Here is an 18450-nt window from a genome sequence, read left to right as displayed (position 1 = left end):
AATCAACAACATGAAGCTACTACAAAAAATGGCATTGTTATTTATTCCAATGACCAGCATGACAACTTTTGCCCAGGAATTTGATGCAAATTTGCAGATTAAGCCTCGTTACGAATTCAGAAATGGTTATAAAGCGCCAATTCCACACGGAGAAACCCCAGCTCAGTTTATAAATTCCAGAACACGTTTGAATTTAAATTTTAAGCAAGATAAGTTCGTAACCAAATTGACAATGCAAAATGTCCGCGTTTGGGGAGATGTAGCGCCAAATACCAAATCAGATGTAAATGGAATCCAAATATTTGAGGCATGGGCACAATATAATTTCAATGAAAAATGGAGTACACGCCTAGGTCGTCAGGTGATTTCTTATGACAACCAGCGTATTCTTGGTGAAGCTGATTGGGCTCCACAGGCACAAAGCCACGATGCCGTGTTGGTTAGCTATAAAAATAACAAAAGCCAGTTGGATATGGGCTTTGCTTTGAATGCCAACGGAGAATCTGATATTGCTACGCCCTATACCGTTGCTACTTACAAAACCATGCAGTACGCTTGGTACCACACAGAATTTGGAAAAATAAATACGAGTTTATTGTTCTTAAATACAGGTTTCGAAAACAAATTAACTCCTCCAATTCCAACACCACTTCCAGAATTGAAAGTAGATTATATGCAAACATTCGGAACGTATATGAACACTAAAGGCAAAAGTTGGGATGGGAATCTTTGGTTCTATGGACAAACGGGAAAAAGCAATACTTTAAACGTAAGTGCTTTTGATGCCGCAATAAATTTTAATTACGCTTTGACAGATAAATTCAAAGCAGGTTTGGGTTATGAATTTGTTTCAGGAAAAAGTCAAAAAGATACCAGTACCGACATAAAATCATTCAATCCAATTTTTGGAACGAATCATGGGTTCAACGGATACATGGATTATTTCTATGTTGGAAATTATAAAAATACAGTAGGCTTGCAAGATGCCTTCTTAAAATTTGGATATACAGTAAACAAATGGCAATTCAATTTATTGCCTCATGTTTTTAACGCAGCCAACACGATTTTAGATGCTAATGCAAACGAAATGAGTAACTATCTTGGAACCGAAGTCGATTTTACTGCTGGCTACGCCGTTCATAAATACATCAATATTACAGGTGGATATTCTCAAATGTTCGCTACCGATTCGATGCAAAGAGTCAAAGGAGGCGATGTTGATCATACCAACAATTGGGCTTGGGTTATGATTAACGTTAATCCTCAGATTTTTTCTTTTAAATAAAAACATTCATAATTAGGTTCCCCCAAATTTTTTTGACAAAATAAAAACACAAAAAAAATCACAGTAATAATTCAATAAATAGTAATCTAAATAAAATAAAATGAAAAAAACCTGGATAGCATTTATAAGTGTGGTCGCAATCTCATTTATAGTTCTTATAGGAGTTGGTAGAGAAATTTACCAGACTCAGCCACCAATTCCCGAGAAAGTAATATTAAAAAATACAGGGGAAGTTATTTATACAAAAGAAGATATTCAAACGGGTCAAAATGTTTGGGAATCTATTGGAGGAATGGAAGTTGGTTCCATTTGGGGACATGGTAGTTATGTAGCTCCCGACTGGACAGCCGATTGGCTCCATAAAGAAGCAACTTTTATGTTGGACACATGGGCAAAAGAGTTTAATACCACTTACGCCGAGTTAGATGTAGAAAAACAAGCTGCCCTCAAAGCGCGATTGATCAAAGACATCAAAACCAATACGTATGATGAAAATACCAAAACAATCACTATTTCGGCAGAACGTCTGAATGCGACAAAAAGCAATACAGCGCATTATACCAAAATTTTCTCAGAGGGAAAAGAGCAATATGCTATTCCAAAAGGAGCTTTGACGGATGCTAAAAAATTAGCGCAACTAAATGCCTTTTTGTTCTGGACTTCATGGGCGGCAAGTACAAACAGACCTAATGCTGATTATACTTATACCTCAAACTGGCCAAATGAACCATTAATTAATAACACAATAACCAACAGTTCTATTATTTGGTCTGGTTTGTCTATTGTTTTGTTATTGTTTTTCATCGGAGTATTGACGTATTATTATCTTAGTAATCACGAAAAAGGAGATTTGCTAACTAAGCCACAGTCAGATCCATTAATAAATCTAAAATTTTTGCCTTCGCAAAAAGCAGTGCTGAAATACTTCCTTATTATTTCTTTATTAATTGTTTTGCAAATTGTTTTAGGTATCATTACGGTGCATTATACCGTAGAAGGACAGGCTTTCTTTGGTTTCGAAATATCTAAATTTCTTCCTTATTCGGTTACTAGAACTTGGCATACACAATTGGCTGTTTTCTGGATTGCAGCTACTTGGTTGGCTACAGGACTTTTCCTGGCTCCAATGATTTCGGGCAAAGAATTCAAATATCATATTCTGGGAATCAACTTTTTGTTTGTTGCTTTATTGTTTATCGTTTTAGGTTCTATGCTTGGAGAATGGTTGGGTGTACACCAATTTTTAAGCCTGACAATGAACTTTTTCTTTGGCCACCAAGGTTATGAATACATGGATTTAGGCCGTTTCTGGCAAATAATACTGGGTGTCGGATTAGTATTATGGGTACTTATGGTGAGCCAGCATATTGTTTTTGCTATTCGTAAAAACGATGCTTCAAAATCCTTATTAACGATACTGCTAATTTCAGTAATGGCAATTGGAATGTTTTTCTTTTCAGGTTTAATGTATGGAGAAAACAGTAGTTTGCCTGTAATTAATTATTGGAGATGGTGGCTTGTGCATCTTTGGGTCGAAGGTTTCTTCGAGGTATTTGCTACAGTTGTTATCGCTTATATTTTCTCTCAAATGAAAATAATTTCGATTAAAACAGCCGGAAGAGTTTCGGTTGCATCAGCAACTATCTTTTTAGCAGGAGGGATTTTAGGGACTTTACACCATTTATATTTTTCTGGAACTCCTGTAAAAGCGATCGCTCTTGGCGCTACTTTCAGTGCTTTAGAAGTTGTTCCGCTTACTTTGATGGGATATGAAATAAAAGAAAACTGGTCGCTATTGAAAAGCACGTCATGGATGCAAAAATACAAATGGCCAATTTACTTTTTTATTGCGGTTTCCTTCTGGAACTTCCTTGGAGCTGGTGTATTTGGATTTCTAATTAATCCTCCTATCGCACTGTATTATATTCAAGGGTTAAATACAACTGCAGTACATGCTCACACCGCTTTATTTGGGGTTTACGGTATGTTAGGGATGGGATTTATTCTAATTTGTCTGCGTTTTTATTCTGATAGAATTTGGGACGAAACAAAATTGAAAAGAGCTTTTTGGGGTCTCAATATCGGACTTATAGCAATGGTGCTTTTAAGTTTATTGCCTATTGGAATTATTCAGGCGTATACTTCTATCACAAAAGGATATTCTTTTGCAAGAGATTCTGAGTTGCTTTATTCTCCTACGATTCAAACTCTAAAATGGTTGAGAATGGTTGGTGATATTATTTTCTCGGTAGGTATTTTTTACTTCTGTTGGTTTGCAGTTAGTGAAACTATTTATAATCTAAAAAGAAAAAACTAGATTATCTATAAATCGAAAAGCTTGTATCTAGATTCAAAATTCTAATACAAGCTTTTTTATTCTGTAGTAAAAAAGAATGTATTAACCCGTTGGATGAAACTGTCGCTCGGGTCAAGTTTGAACAAAAACAAACCACATAGAAACATAGATTTAATAGCAAATCCTTGTAAGAATAAATAGAAATAAGCCTATTTTCCACATAGATTGGCTATGTGATAAGTAAAACGACTATCAAATCCTTTTTGAGCACTATAAATTCTATGTTTCTATGTGGTTAAAAATAATTTTACCCAGCGGGTTGTATTAGCTATATTTTAACTTTATCTGTGTAATACCAAATTTTAATCTATATTTTTGCACCATGAAAAAAATGATATTTATAATTGTGCTAATGATGCTCATAAAACCGATATTTCCGGTTGTTGAGTACGTGGTCAATTATGATTATATTTCAAAAGTGCTTTGCGAAAATAAAGCAAAACCCATGATGCATTGTAATGGTAAATGTCATTTGATGAAAGAATTAGCCAAAGCATCAGATGCCGAAAATCCTAAATCATCGGACAAAAAAACTACTACTCAACAAATTGAAGTATTGTATTTTGAAGAAATAAAATCTTTTAAAATCAATACCTTTTATACTTCAAATAAAGAAAAAGCAAACCAAAACTATTCTAATTTATACTTCTATTTGGATAGTGATGCTGTTTTTCGCCCACCCATTTTTATTTCTTAAATAGTAAAACTCATTTGTTTAATCTGTTGCGATTAGCAGTTGATGAGGTATGGATTGTATTAAAATGATTTATTCTAATCAAGGTTACGCATTAGAATTATTGTTTAGATAAATTTAAACACATAGAAGCATAGATATACAGAAAATGCTAAATAGGTAAAATAGAAAACCCTGTTTTTTCACATAGTCTCTGTAATCTATCTCAAGCGAAGTGTCTTTTTTTGAACTAAATAATCTATGTTTCTATGTGTTTAAAAAAAATAATCTGTTTCTAATGCTAAATTTAGGTTTAATGCAACCTATCACAATACTTGCATTTATTAAAATTAAAATAAAATAAAAATGAAATCTAAAATTATAAAAATAATAGCATTCGTTGCTATCACGCTTGCATTGGGTTCTTGTTCAAACGATAATGACGAAACCACAGCTGGAGAAGGAAAATTAGGAGTAGAATTTGACAACGTTTTTGGAAGCAGCAATTTGATTCTAAATACACAAAATAACGTTACGTCTCAAAATGAAACTTTGAAAATTTCTGATATAAAATACATTATCAGTAACATCGTTTTGACCAAAGAAGATGGGACCACTTTTATCTATCCAAAATCTAAAAGTTATTTTGTAATCGATGAAAATAATTCTGAAGCTCACGAAATAGAATTAGAAAATATTCCTGCAGACGATTATACCAAAATTAAATTCGGAATAGGTGTTGATAAAGCGCAATTTGATTTAGGCGCATCAGGGCAAGGAGATTTTTTAACCATTGCAGACAAAGCCGGAATGTTATGGTCTTGGAGCGCAGGTTATAAATTTGTACTTTTTGAAGGTACTTTCACTTCAGCATCAGTAACAACGCCAACTTCGTTTATGGTTCATACCGGACAAACAGGAACTGACTATAATTATACCGAAGTTACGCTTGATTTACCAACTAAGGCTTTGGTGCGAACTAATATAACTCCAGATATTCACATTTTCGCAGATGTAGCCAAAATTATTGATGGCAGAAATAAAATCAAACTTTCCGATTATAATGAAGGAGGAATGGGAGCGATGATTATGGGAGGAACAAACTTGCCATTAATCACTGCAAATCTTTCAAATATGTTTACAGTAATGCATGTTCACAACGACTAAAAAGGACAAAAGTAGTTGGTTATAATCTGCTTTTTTTAAAACAATAAATATGCAAGTAAAATATTTACTATTGCTCATTTTGCCTTTTTTCTGGAGTTGTACAGACAATGATGATGTATATCAAAACATTCCATTAGCATTTGAAGTTCCGCCAAATTTTCCAGCTTTAGCGTATGATTTGGCTAATAATCCACCAACAGAAAAAGGTTTTGAACTTGGGAAAAAACTTTTCTATGATGGTAGATTATCTTCGGATGGGCTGGTTTCTTGTGGATTTTGTCATATTCAGCAAAATGCATTTACACATCACGGGCATACTGTGAGTCATGGTGTTGATAACGCTGTGGGTACTCGTAACACACAGCCAATACAGAATTTGGCGTATCAGACTACGTTTATGTATGACGGGGCAACCAATCATTTGGATTTACAACCTGTGATTCCATTTACTAATCCTGTAGAGATGAATGGCAATTTTACAAAAGCGATTGCGATGATGAAAGCTGATCCTGAATATCAAAAACTGTTCAAGATTGCTTTTGCTGATGGCGAAATCAATTCAGAAAACATGCTTAAAGCTTTGGGACAATTTATGGTGATGTTGACTTCATCAAATTCGCGTTTTGACAAATATCGTCGCCACGAATCGGGCGGAACATTGACTAATGAAGAGCTAGATGGCTATGTAATTTTTAATGCAAAATGTTCTTCTTGTCATGCAACGGATTTGTTTACTGACAACTCATTTCGAAATAATGGTTTGCCAGTAAATCTGGCGGTCAATGATGTAGGACGATATCGCGTTACTCAGTTGACATCTGATTATTATAAATTTAAAGTTCCAAGTTTACGCAATATCGAAAAAACGGCTCCATACATGCACGATGGAAGATTTTTTACTTTGGAGGCAGTTTTAGAACATTATAATTCAGGAGTTGTTGCATCAGAAACATTAGATCCAATTTTGTATAAAAATGGAACACTCGGAATCGCTTTAACTGAAATAGAAAAGATAAAATTAATTGCCTTTCTAAAAACCTTAACAGACAACCAATATCTAACCGATAAACGATTTTCTGAATATTAAAAGATAAAGTTACTAAGAATCTAAGTGACTAAGTTTCTTAGCATCTTAGATTCTCAGCAACTTAGAAGCTAAAAAAATAAATTAAAATGAAAAAAATACTAATCCTTTTTCTAATTATTTTTCAATGGGCTAATGCTGCTGAAAAAGATACTTTAACTGCCAAAAATCCATTTGCCAAGTATCAATATTTTTCAAAATTGGAAGAAGATGAAGGCGATGATTGCGATGCTTGTGGTTGTTCGGCAAGTGGCGGAAGCATGGGATTTGCTTCGGTATTAAATGCAAATTTTGTTGGAATCCGATATTTCAATCAACAATACAAAACTAATGACGGGTTGTATAGCAATTCTCCTTGGTATGTAGAAAATTTTAATACAATACAAGTTTGGGGCAGAATTCCAGTTGGAGATAAAGTACAAATTTCAGCATTGATTCCATATCATTTTCACAATAGAGAAACTGCAACTGGAATGCAGGATATCAGTGGTCTGGGTGATATTACTGTTTTGGGAATGTACACTTTGTATCAAACGCATAAAGACAGTACAATTGTGAGTCATACGTTGCAACTGGGTGGAGGATTCAAAATGCCAACAGGTAAATTTAATGAAGCTAGCGCCGGAAGTATAAATCCTAGTTATCAGGTTGGAACGGGCAGTTGGGATTATTTATTGGCGACAGAATATACCATTAGAAGAAAACAATTTGGTCTGAATACAATGCTTAATTATGTCATTAAAACTGAAAATCAAAAAGAATATCGTTTCGGAAATCAATTCAATTATTCGGGTAATTTTTATTATTTATATGAAAAAAATGCGCTTTCAATTGCCCCTCAAATTGGTTTAGCTGGCGAAATTTATCAAAGTAATTATCAGCATGGTTTAAAGTTAGACGATACCTCTGGAGATGTTTTGTTTAGTAAAGTTGGAGTTGAGATTGGAAAAGACCGATTGTCGCTCGGCCTCAATTATTTAGCTCCTGTGAACCAAAATTTATCAAATGGTAATGTAGTTGCCAATTATCGATGGAGTATAAACCTAAATTATAGTTTATAAAAATCTTAAAAAAAGGCTTCGATTGAAGTCTTTTTTGTTAAATATAAATATAGATTTTGATTATTTAAGTTTATAAAGTTTTATTCTTCAAAAGAATGTTCGTGCGATTCAAATAATGTAAAAAGAAGTAATTTTGCATACCCCCAAAAAAACATTAAACTTAATCTAATTACTAAATGAAAAAAAGTATTTTGGGGCTAATGGCATGCTCCTTATTGGTTTTCCAAGGTTGTCAAAATGATGATAACGATTCTAACAGAAGTGAAGATGCAAAAGTTATTTTAAACAATAGTGCACAAAGTTTGTCAGCTAGGATGAACTATGATAATTCTGGTGTTTTTGGATTGAAAACTGGTATTACAGGTAAACCTTCAACAGAAACTTCTTCTGATTTTCCAATGGCTTTATTGGCAGAAATCACTCCTCCAAAGTATAACGGCTTAACTCTGAAAGCAACTCACGTTGATGCTAAGGATAATTATGTTTATGTTTCGTATAATACTGAAGGAGATGCTTATTTAGGTGCGATTGATGTAATTGATGTTTCGCAACCAAATAACCCAAGGTTAATCGTTCAGGCAATATTACCAAATATTGATGTTAATACGGTTGTGTACAACAACGGTAATTTATATTTATCAGGAGCAGTTGATATTGATCAGAATCCAGGGTTAAAAACTCCAGCATTCGTTGGAAAAATGCCTCTTCAATCAGGATTATTAACTAGCTTTTATGACACAGTTTCTTTGACAAGCAATGTTGGAACTGGAGTCGCAGTTGCAGATGCTAAATATTTTGGAGTTTCTGGAAGCAACGGAGTTCTGGCTAAAATTGATAAAGCTACAAATGTTGTAGAAACTACTATTCCAATTGCTGATTTGAGAGCTGTAGGAAGTATCAATAACAAAATTGTTGTTTTAAGTGGTACTAATGGCGTGAAGATTTTTAATGCTGACAATTTGGATTTGCAAATCGCTTTTTCTGTTTCTACAGATGTTCCAGATGCCAAAAGAACAATTGATTTTCAAAGGGATAATGTTTTGGTTTCTGAGGGATATCAAGGACTTAAAGTTTATAACCTGAATTCAGGAAGTTTGCTTCAAACTTTGGACTTACCTCATGATTATACAGGTATTGATGCAAGCGATGTAGTTACAAATGCTGTTTCTGTAAACGGTGATTTTGTATATGTTGCCAATGGAGCTGCTGGTGTTTCTGTTTACAAAAACGTAAATAATAATTTAAATCTTTTGGGTTCTATCCAATTAGATGGTTCATCGAATTATGTAAAAAGTGTTGGAGACTATATTTATGTAGCAACAGGAAATGGAGGATTAAAAATTATCAAAAAAATCAGTCCTGCTGCTCCGTCACTTGCTTGTGATAGTTTCGTTGAATATCCAGGTTATGCTTATTTGAATGTAAATTCAGGAGATACGTTTAATTATAAAGGTGATTATTTGATTCATATGATTAATGTAAATCAGAATCTTAATTACTGTGGGAATCTTGCTGTAGATCAAGGTGCTACTGTAAATAGCAATGGTGTATTTTCTATAAAAGGTTCTTTATTCGTTGGAACAACCAGAAATGCTTCTACTTTAATTGTTAATGGAACTCTTAAAATCGAAGGAGATTTAATGGTATATGGAAATGTGATTTTGAACAGCGGCGCTAAACTTGAGTTTTTAGGCGCAGGCGGACACATGATAATCACTGGAACTGTAACTAAAAATAGCGGTGTTACAATTACAGGAAATTACATTGATGATAGAAATGAAGGTAAATTGAAATAATAAACTAGCCTCTGAATATCTTAAAAAGGAGCTTCGATTTTGAAGCTCCTTTTTTTATGGTTGCACATTATAAATAATGATTTCTTTCTTTTAAACCGAAAACTGTTTTCTAAAAATTGAAGTTGGATTGTGATTAGCTGATAATTTAAGTGATTGAAACACAGTGTTTTTTAGGTGGATTCAATTGTTATTTGTAATTTTAGAATCATCAAAAACCAACCTCATTATTATGTCTACAAAGAAAACATCAGATACATCTAAAGTTGCTTTTTTTTCAACCCAGCCTTATGACAAAGTCTTTTTTGAAAAATACAACATTGACTTTGGTTACAAATTAGATTTTTTTGATACGCAATTAAATGAGAAAACAGCAAAATTAATTCAAAACACGGATGTTGTTTGTGTTTTTGTAAATGATGTTGTAAATGAAGCTGTTATTAAAAAACTGGCTAAAAAAGAGATTAAAATTATTGCTTTGCGATGTGCTGGTTTCAATAATGTTGATTTGGAAGCCGCTAAAAAATTCGGAATAAAAGTCTGTCGTGTTCCAGCTTATTCCCCAGAAGCCGTTGCAGAACATGCCATAGCAATGATTTTGACTTTAAACCGCAAAACCCACAAAGCTTATAATCGTGTCCGAGAACAGAATTTTTCATTAAACGGATTGTTGGGTTTTGATTTGCACGGAAAAACTATTGGAATAATTGGAACAGGAAATATTGGAAAAGCGTTTGCAAAAATTGTAAAAGGTTTTGGCTGTAAAGTTTTAGCTTTTGATATCATTACTGACGCAGAAATGACTAAGGATGGAGTAACTTTTGTTTCATTAGAAACTATTTTTAAAGAGTCCGAGATCATTTCGCTGCATTGTCCGTTAAATGAGCATACGGAACATATTATTGATAAAAAATCAATTGCTTTGATGAAAGATCGAGTTATGATTATCAATACAAGCCGTGGGGCTTTAATTGAAACTGCAAGCGTTATTGAAGGTTTGAAAAAAGGAAAAATAGGTTATTTAGGAATCGATGTTTACGAACAGGAAGAAAAACTTTTCTTCAGGGATCTTTCAGCGGATATTATTCAGGATGATGCGATTCAGCGTTTGATGAGTTTTCCCAATGTTTTGGTAACGGCGCATCAGGCATTCTTCACTGATGAGGCTTTAAAGCAGATTGCGTTGGTAACATTAGGAAATATTCAAGTTTTGCTAGAGAATAAGGAAATTGAAAATAAAGCGGCACAGTTGGTTTAGATAGTCACTTTTAAAAAATGGGTATCAATTTCAATCATATATTGATTGTGGTTATTATCAATGGTTTCTATGTCAAATATACATCGATCTAAAAATTCAGTTAATTGGGCGTTTGATATATTGCCTAAATTAATCTTTATTAGTTTTTTAGGAGTTTTATTTACAAGGAATGAATTTTTAAAATCAAAATCCTTGGTGATAAGAGTTAAATTATTTGCATCTGAATATTTTGCAATATTACTGTCAGATGTAAACCATTTGTCTAGAATATTATTTATATGAATACATTCAAAACCTTTATTATTGAGATGTTTTGCAAGTTTTATAGAAATATGGACGTCGCAGAGAAATTTCATTAACTCACTTCCTTTAGAATATCTCCAGAAATAGATAACTTAGCATAATACAAAGAGGCTAGAATATCTTCTTTTTCTAATTCAGGATGATCTTCTAAAATTTCAGTGATTTCCATTCCTGAACCTAGCATGTCTAAAATTACTTCTATGGGCCATCTCATATTTCTGACTGTTGGCTTGCCGTGGCAAACATCAGGGTTTATTGAGATTCTTGAAATTAGATTTTCCATCGCATTTAATTTTACTCAAATATAAAGATAATATTCAATATAAAAAAAGGAGCTTCAAATTTGAAACTCCTTTAAAATTATATATTTATAATAAATAATTACTCCACCAATTCCACAATTTTTAAATCACCATCAACGGTCACTTTCGTCAAACCATGTTTGGATAAGTTTTTCATAGAAACATCCCATTTTTTACCGCTTAAACCAGAAGTAACTTTTAGCTGGCCCAAATCCATTTTATTCTCGTTTCCTTTTAATAAAACTAAGATTATTTTCTCCTCTTCAGTTAATTCAATTTGAGATTTTTTAGTCTCAGGTCTCATTTGCGGGAAGAACAATACTTCCTGAATCGAAGCATTATTAGTCAGGAACATCATCAAACGATCCATTCCAATTCCTAAACCAGATGTTGGTGGCATTCCGTATTCCAAAGCTCTTAAGAAATCTTCATCAATAGTTCCGTTTGCTTCATCATCACCTTTTTCAGCCAAACGCATTTGGTCTTCAAAACGGGCTCTTTGATCAATTGGGTCATTCAATTCTGAGTAAGCATTCGCAACTTCTTTACCACAAACCATCAATTCAAAACGTTCTGTCAAATCTGGATTGTCGCGGTGTTCTTTACAAAGAGGCGACATTTCTTTAGGATAATCGGTAATGAATGTTGGCTGAATATAATTTCCTTCACATTTTGCTCCAAAAATTTCATCAATCAATTTTCCTTTACCCATTGTTTTGTCAACTTCAATTCCCATGCCTTTTGCAGCTTCGAAAAGCTCTTCTTCTGTCTTCCCAGAAATATCAAAACCTGTAAAATGTTTGATAGAATCCGTCATCGTAACACGAGCGTAAGGCGCTTTAAAGTTGATTTTATGTTCACCAAAAGTAGCTTCACTAGTTCCATTTACACCAATCGCACAATGTTCCAGTAAGTTTTCAGTAAATTCCATCATCCAGTTGTAGTCTTTGTAGGCTACATATATTTCCATAGCGGTAAATTCCGGGTTGTGCGTTCTGTCCATTCCTTCATTACGGAAGTTTTTCGAAAACTCATAAACACCATCAAAACCACCAACGATTAATCTTTTTAAATACAACTCATTCGCAATACGCATGTATAACGGAATGTCAAGCGAGTTGTGATGCGTAATAAATGGACGCGCAGCAGCTCCACCAGGAATCGATTGTAAAACCGGAGTTTCAACCTCAAGGTAACCTGCATTATTAAAGAAACTACGCATAGAGTTGAACAACTTAGTACGTTTGATAAAAGTCTCTTTAACGTGTTGATTCACTGTCAAATCCACATAACGCATTCTGTAACGCAATTCCGCATCGTTAAAAGCATCATGAACTTTTCCTTCTTCATCCACTTTTGGCAATGGTAACGGACGCAAAGTTTTACTCAAAAACGTAAAACCACTTACACGAATACATTTCGCACCAACTTGTGTAGTGAATAATTCTCCTTCGATTCCAATAAAATCTCCCAAATCGGTCAATTTCTTGAATACTTGGTTGTACAAAGTTTTATCATCGCCTTCGCACAAAACATCGCGATTCACGTACAATTGAATACGTCCTTCGCTATCCTGCAACTCAGCAAAACAAGCTTTTCCTTGATCTCTCACACTCATCAAACGCCCGGCAACAATCACCTTTTTACCTTCTTCAAAAGACTCCTTTATTTGCTTCGAAGTATGATTTACAGGAAAAAGATTAGCAGGATAAGGATTGATTCCCAAATTTCGTAAAGATTGAAGTTTCTCTCTTCGGATGATTTCTTGTTCTGATAAGGCCATTATATACTGTTTTTTAAGTGCGCAAAGATAACAAATAGATTGCAAATTTCAGAAAGCAGTTTTTAGATTTTTTGGCAACAGAAAATCCCGGTTTTTCATCAACTTTAGTCCCGCTATCCGTTGCAAATGAAATTCACTGAACACATATGAAAATAAAAGTATAGTGAAGTAATCTTGTAGGCTGAACCCCAGCCCACAAGGATTTTCACTACTAGCGGGGTTATTATAGAGATTTAGATTTTCATAACACATTAGACAAAACGTTCAAAACGAAATTAATTTAAAGATCCTCCTGCAAGGTTTTTTTTCAAACCTTGTAGGTATTTCTTTTGACGCAATGGTAAACATGTAATAAGAAATGATTCAGTAACATACCTACAAGGTTTGGAAAAATCTTGCAGGAAATTGAATGACAAAAAAATACTAAGCATGTAAGAAATAGTCTAACTTCGCTTCTTCTGAATTTTAATTTTAGCGTTTTAACCAAATGAAAAAAATATTCCTGCTGTTTCTTTTATTCTTAACAGTAAGTTGCCAAGTAACCGAAACCATTCATTTAAACACAGACGGAAGCGGAAGTATTGAGGTCGATAATTTGAGAGAAGAAAATAGTTATATGCTGCTTGCCAGAGAGAATTATTCCAAAGAAAATGTTTTCAAAGACTCGACATATGTTTTTGAAGATTTTATCAACAAACATCACGAAACTTTTTCCAGAACTCCAGTTGCGGATCAAAATGTATTTTTAAAATATTGTAAAGTTAAAGTTCATATAAAGGCGAGTTCTTATGACAAAGAATTCCGCACCACAATTATTCAAAATTTTGAAAAGCCAGAAGCTATAGTTGATCTTTACAAAACGCAGGAATACGTTGATGACATTAAAAATAATTATGCACTAAGTGCCGAGGAACATTATTATAAAGTAAGTTATAATTATAACGGAAATTATTTTAACCGAAATGTAAAAATTATAGACACTATGCTTCAAAAGAAACAATCTGATGAAATTGTAAAACTAAAAGAGAAATACAAAGGATATAAGTTGGTTCAAAAATATGTTCTGGATTATCATTTTCCTCAAAAAATCCAATCAGTTTCCAATCGTCTCGCCCAAATTAGCAACGACAAAAAATCACTAAAACTTGAATTTCTTTTGTCCGATTGTTTACAAAATCCTTCAATCACGAATCTTGAAGTGATTTTAGAATCGGAAAGAATGGATTAATTTTTTTTGATTTTATTTAATTAAAAAATTGTCTTGTAACATATTATTAAGTAGACTATTTTTACATAATCTTTTGTAAAACAGTCACTTTGAAAAATAATATACCCCCATATAAAAAAAACAATGTCAATACACTTGCTGTGTTATTGTTTTTTTTATTTGTAATAGCTGTAGGGAATTCTCAAGAGTTACTTGTTGATGGTAATATGGAACATTATAGCGCTAGTTCCAGTTTTGAATTTGACAGCGGTGGTTACACTACTTTAACCGCTCCGCTATCGGGAAATTCTGTTCCAGGAAACAATGCGCAAACAGACAATCCTTTGAATTTCAATTCTGGCTTTTTGTCTGTTGATGATCACAGTGCTACAGGTGAACAAATGCTGGTTGTTGATGGTGGTGATCTTAGAAATGGGCAATATTTCTGGAAAGTTGGTCACGGCTTAACCGGAATTTGCGGCTTAGGAATTGGTAAAACCTATACCTTTAGTTATTGGGTTCGCTCTATTTCTCCTTTGGTAACCAATGCTGCAACACAAGCTGATATTAGAATAGATTTTTCAAATGCAACAGATATTCTTTTGGTTTCAGGAAATACGGTGGCTCCTTTGCCAGTAGATGGTTGGCAAAAGGTGACTTATCGGTTTAAAGCGACAGATACTTGTGTAAATATTAATCTTTGGGATGATAATATCAATTCGGTTGGAAATGATTTTGCTCTAGATGATTTTTCTTTACTCGAAGGCGTTCCTTTAACAGCAACTTATTCTTTATCATTTGGTTCAAAAGGAACCGAATTGTTTCCTTACAGCATTGGAGGAACTCCGACCATTGCTTCGTGGAAACTCAAAGATGCAATTACTGGTATTGATATCCCTAATCTTGATCATTTGCAACCGGGAAATTATATCCTCACAGTCGTTGATCTCGATGGAGCGATGGCTTCGTGTGATGTTGTAATTCCAATTAATCCTCCATTACTTACGATAAGTGGTGACACTGATTTATGCAAAGGCGAAAGTACGGTATTAACAGCAAGCGGAGGGAATGGTGTATACGAATGGTTTTCGTTTCCACGCGATCCTTCGATTACTGATCCTTTGAATCCTGTACAAACTGTGACTCCTACAGTAACGACCAATTATATTTTAAAATCTTCCTATGCACCGGGAACAGAAAATTTAATTTACAATGGTGATTTTTCTATGGGAAATACTGGATTTGATACTTCTCAAAAATATTATCCTACCAATTCTGAAAATTTGCCTAAAGCGTATAGCGTTCTAACAAATCCTGCCGACTGGGATTCTAATTTTTTAAATTGTGGTGATCATACTTACGGAATCGGAAATATGTTGGTTGTAAATGGAGATGATTTCAATCTTTCTGCAGCTACGAATTCTTTGGTTTGGGAACAGGTTATCAGAGTAGAGGGAACAACAGATTATCAATTTAGTTTTTGGGTAAAATCACTGTCAAATGTAAACCCGGCAAAACTTTTTGTAGTTATAAATGGAGTTGTTTATAATGCTAATCCTTTTGTTGCTCCTGCAGATGATGCTTGTGGGTCTTGGATTAAATATTCTGTGGATTATTCTTCTGGTACGGTATCAGATTTAGCTGATATTCAAATAATTAATTCAAATAATGCTTCTGTTGGTAATGATTTTGCAATTGATGATATTTCGTTTAGCAAAAAGAATTTAGAGATCGAGACAGATATTTTTGTCAGAGTAACTCCGTTATCCAAACCGTATATCGGAAATAATGTGCTTACAATGCACGATATACAATTTAATTGGGATAAAATTACTGGAGCGACAGGATACGAAATAAGTTATACCGTTAATAATGGACCTGTAATCGATGGCGGAACAATTACTGATAATTCGTTCTTTGTAGGGAATCTTAATCCAGATGACTTAGTAAAATTAAGAGTGAAACCAATCGGTTATGGCTGTTATGAAGCAGATGAATTTATTGCAAAAACATATCCGTTATGTCCAGTGCCAGTGATAAGTGTTGTAAGTCAACCTACCTGTCTGATCCCCGTTGGAAGTATAAAATTAGATTCTCCTTTAGGCATTGAATACGAATATAGTTTGGATGGGAATACTTTTCAGCCCGATGTTTTGTTTGCTAATTTACCCGAAGGAAATTATACAATCACTATTCGAAATACAATAACAAATTGTCGGGAAGTTAGCAATCAGGTAACGTTGAATTCTCCAAGAGCTATTTTGCCGGACATAACGGCTTCTTACGCTTATCAAGATTGTGCAATACTTTTGACTGCAGCTTCTTCAATAGTTAACAGCACAATAGTTTGGAATGGACCATCTTTAGCAGCAAACACACCAAATCCTGTCAAAGTTGCTGTTTCAGGAAAATTTACTGCAACGGTAACGGATTTATTAACAGGCTGTGATAATTCTTTTGATTTAGATGTTACAATGCCAATTTCGCCAGATTTACCATCAATTACGGGAACAGATCCAACGTGTACAGATGCTTTTGGTTCAATAGTTGTAAATTCTCCATTAAATCCGAATTATGAATACCGTTTGGATGAACAAAATTATCAATCGAGTAATCAATTTTCCAATCTTACTCCCGCAACTTATGCCATAACTATACGAGATATTTTGACAGGTTGCGTTTCCGCTCCGAGTCAAATTACGCTAGTCAAACCAACAATTCCTGCACCATTGGCCGTAATAGAAAATGACCATTTATGTAAAAACAGTAATGCAACTCCATTAAATGCAACTCCTTTACCAAACGCGACTCTCAATTGGTATGGGACAGCCTCAACAGGCGGAACTGTCTCGAATGTCGCAACCGTTCCCTCTACTTCAGATTTGGGAATAACTACGTATTATGTGAGTCAAACACTTGGTTTGTGCGAAAGTGAAAGAACTCCAATAACTATTAATGTTTCAGGAGATCGACAAAATCCAGGGTTTACGGATTTGAGTCTTTGCCAAGGAAATGCAATTCCTGCTTTAAATGAGATTTCGCCAAATGGCATAAAAGGGATTTGGGAGCCAGCTACAATTGATGATTCAGCAAATGGAAGTTATCATTTTACACCAAATCTCAATGAATGTGCGATTGAGCAAACTATCAATGTGACAATTAATTATGCAACTCTCAAGTCAATTGATTGGGAAGTTTCAAAAGCTTTTGGGGATAATCAGATAAAAATAAAAGCATCTGACGAAGGAAATTATTTATACCAACTTGATGACGGAATGCCTCAAAAAAATCCTTTGTTCGAAAATATTTCGCGTGGATATCATTCTATAAAAGTCATTGATGCCAATGGGTGTTCTGAACCAATTTCAAAAGACAGAATTCTGCTGATTAATTTCCCTAATTATTTTACGCCGAATAGTGATGGTTATAATGATTTCTGGGATATTTCGGATTTGAAATCTCAGAATGAAGCAGTGGTTTTTATCTATGATCGATATGGAAAATTATTAAAACAACTTTTCCCCTCTAAAGATCCAGGCTGGGATGGAACGTATTTAGGCAGAGAAATGCCTTCGACAGATTATTGGTTTGTTGTTTCGTATAATGAAAACGGAAATAAAGAGGAATTTAAAGGACATTTTTCGCTAAAGCGGTAATTTCTTTTTTCTAACCTTTTTTGGAAACCTGTTAGAATGGTTAAACATCTTTTTAAAGTTTGTACATTTGCAAAAAAAGTCTTTTTATCTAAGATTTTATCACTTCAGCAAAAATGAACAAAACGATTCAACTTCAAGATTTAGGAAATAAAGATTACAAATCGACTTGGGAATACCAGGAAGAATTATTCAAAGGAATTGTCGATTTGAAAATCCAAAATAGGAGAGAAGAAACCACTATTGCAACGCCTAATTATTTGTTGTTTGTTGAACATCCACACGTTTATACTTTAGGTAAAAGTGGTGATTTAGAAAATTTATTACTTTCCGAAAAACAATTGGAAGCCAAAGGAGCAACTTTCTACAAAATCAATCGTGGTGGAGACATAACTTATCACGGACCTGGACAAATTGTAGGTTATCCGATATTAGATTTAGAAAATTTCTTTTCTGATATTCACAAATACTTGCGTTTTCTGGAAGAAGCCATCATTTTAACTTTGGCAGAATATGGAATTGCAT

The 18450-nt window shown here is 33.9% G+C and carries 14 protein-coding genes; 11 read left to right on the top strand and 3 right to left on the bottom strand.

The window, feature by feature from the left end:
- Positions 1-10: 10 nt before the first annotated feature.
- The 8 genes from VLC96_RS16045 to VLC96_RS16010 all read left to right on the top strand — a co-directional run bounded on the left by VLC96_RS16045 (position 11) and on the right by VLC96_RS16010 (position 10677).
- Positions 11-1285, top strand: a complete 1275-nt coding sequence (locus VLC96_RS16045; protein WP_325264538.1) for an alginate export family protein — start codon at positions 11-13, stop codon at positions 1283-1285.
- Between the two features lie 100 nt (positions 1286-1385).
- Positions 1386-3602 (top strand): nitric-oxide reductase large subunit, encoded by a 2217-nt coding sequence (locus tag VLC96_RS16040; protein ID WP_325264537.1) that lies wholly within the window; start codon positions 1386-1388, stop codon positions 3600-3602.
- 370 nt (positions 3603-3972) lie between these two features.
- Positions 3973-4338 carry a hypothetical protein gene (locus tag VLC96_RS16035; protein WP_325264535.1) on the top strand — a complete coding sequence of 122 codons (366 nt, stop codon included), beginning with the start codon at positions 3973-3975 and terminating at the stop codon, positions 4336-4338.
- Positions 4339-4680: 342 nt separating this feature from the next.
- Positions 4681-5481, top strand: a complete 801-nt coding sequence (locus tag VLC96_RS16030) for an MbnP family protein (RefSeq protein ID WP_325264534.1) — start codon at positions 4681-4683, stop codon at positions 5479-5481.
- 49 nt (positions 5482-5530) lie between these two features.
- Positions 5531-6568, top strand: a complete 1038-nt coding sequence (locus tag VLC96_RS16025) for a cytochrome-c peroxidase (protein WP_325264531.1) — start codon at positions 5531-5533, stop codon at positions 6566-6568.
- Positions 6569-6654: 86 nt separating this feature from the next.
- A complete protein-coding gene (locus VLC96_RS16020; RefSeq protein WP_325264529.1) occupies positions 6655-7626 on the top strand; it encodes a transporter family protein in 972 nt (323 codons plus the stop codon).
- A gap of 176 nt (positions 7627-7802) precedes the next feature.
- On the top strand, positions 7803-9422 hold the full coding sequence (locus VLC96_RS16015; RefSeq protein WP_325264527.1) for an LVIVD repeat-containing protein: 1620 nt from the start codon (positions 7803-7805) through the stop codon (positions 9420-9422).
- Between the two features lie 229 nt (positions 9423-9651).
- Positions 9652-10677 carry a 2-hydroxyacid dehydrogenase gene (locus VLC96_RS16010; protein ID WP_325264525.1) on the top strand — a complete coding sequence of 342 codons (1026 nt, stop codon included), beginning with the start codon at positions 9652-9654 and terminating at the stop codon, positions 10675-10677.
- Here the strand turns inward: VLC96_RS16010 and VLC96_RS16005 are convergent.
- The 3 genes from VLC96_RS16005 to lysS form a co-directional block, all read right to left on the bottom strand.
- Positions 10674-11033 carry a DUF5615 family PIN-like protein gene (locus VLC96_RS16005; protein ID WP_325264524.1) on the bottom strand — a complete coding sequence of 120 codons (360 nt, stop codon included), beginning with the start codon at positions 11031-11033 and terminating at the stop codon, positions 10674-10676. The two genes, VLC96_RS16010 and VLC96_RS16005, sit on opposite strands and share 4 nt — an antisense overlap.
- Positions 11033-11263: a DUF433 domain-containing protein gene (locus VLC96_RS16000; RefSeq protein ID WP_325264523.1), complete on the bottom strand. Its 231-nt coding sequence runs from the start codon at positions 11261-11263 to the stop codon at positions 11033-11035. Before VLC96_RS16000 ends, VLC96_RS16005 begins: the two co-directional genes overlap by 1 nt.
- A 98-nt stretch (positions 11264-11361) precedes the next feature.
- Entirely contained in the window at positions 11362-13065 is a 1704-nt protein-coding gene (gene lysS, locus VLC96_RS15995; protein ID WP_325264521.1) for a lysine--tRNA ligase, read from the bottom strand.
- Positions 13066-13552: 487 nt separating this feature from the next.
- On the opposite strand from lysS, the gene VLC96_RS15990 reads away from it, so the two are divergent.
- The 3 genes from VLC96_RS15990 to VLC96_RS15980 form a co-directional block, all read left to right on the top strand.
- Positions 13553-14293, top strand: a complete 741-nt coding sequence (locus VLC96_RS15990) for a hypothetical protein (RefSeq protein WP_325264519.1) — start codon at positions 13553-13555, stop codon at positions 14291-14293.
- A gap of 89 nt (positions 14294-14382) precedes the next feature.
- Entirely contained in the window at positions 14383-17928 is a 3546-nt protein-coding gene (locus VLC96_RS15985; protein ID WP_325264517.1) for a T9SS type B sorting domain-containing protein, read from the top strand.
- Positions 17929-18041: 113 nt separating this feature from the next.
- A partial coding sequence (locus VLC96_RS15980; protein WP_414655577.1) for a lipoyl(octanoyl) transferase LipB occupies positions 18042-18450 on the top strand: 409 nt, incomplete at its 3' end.

The sequence above is a fragment of the Flavobacterium sp. genome (assembly GCF_035456085.1).
GTDB lineage: Bacteria > Bacteroidota > Bacteroidia > Flavobacteriales > Flavobacteriaceae > Flavobacterium.
The sequence above is the reverse complement of the archived record's forward strand: the minus strand, read 5'-3'. Positions and strand labels throughout refer to the sequence as shown.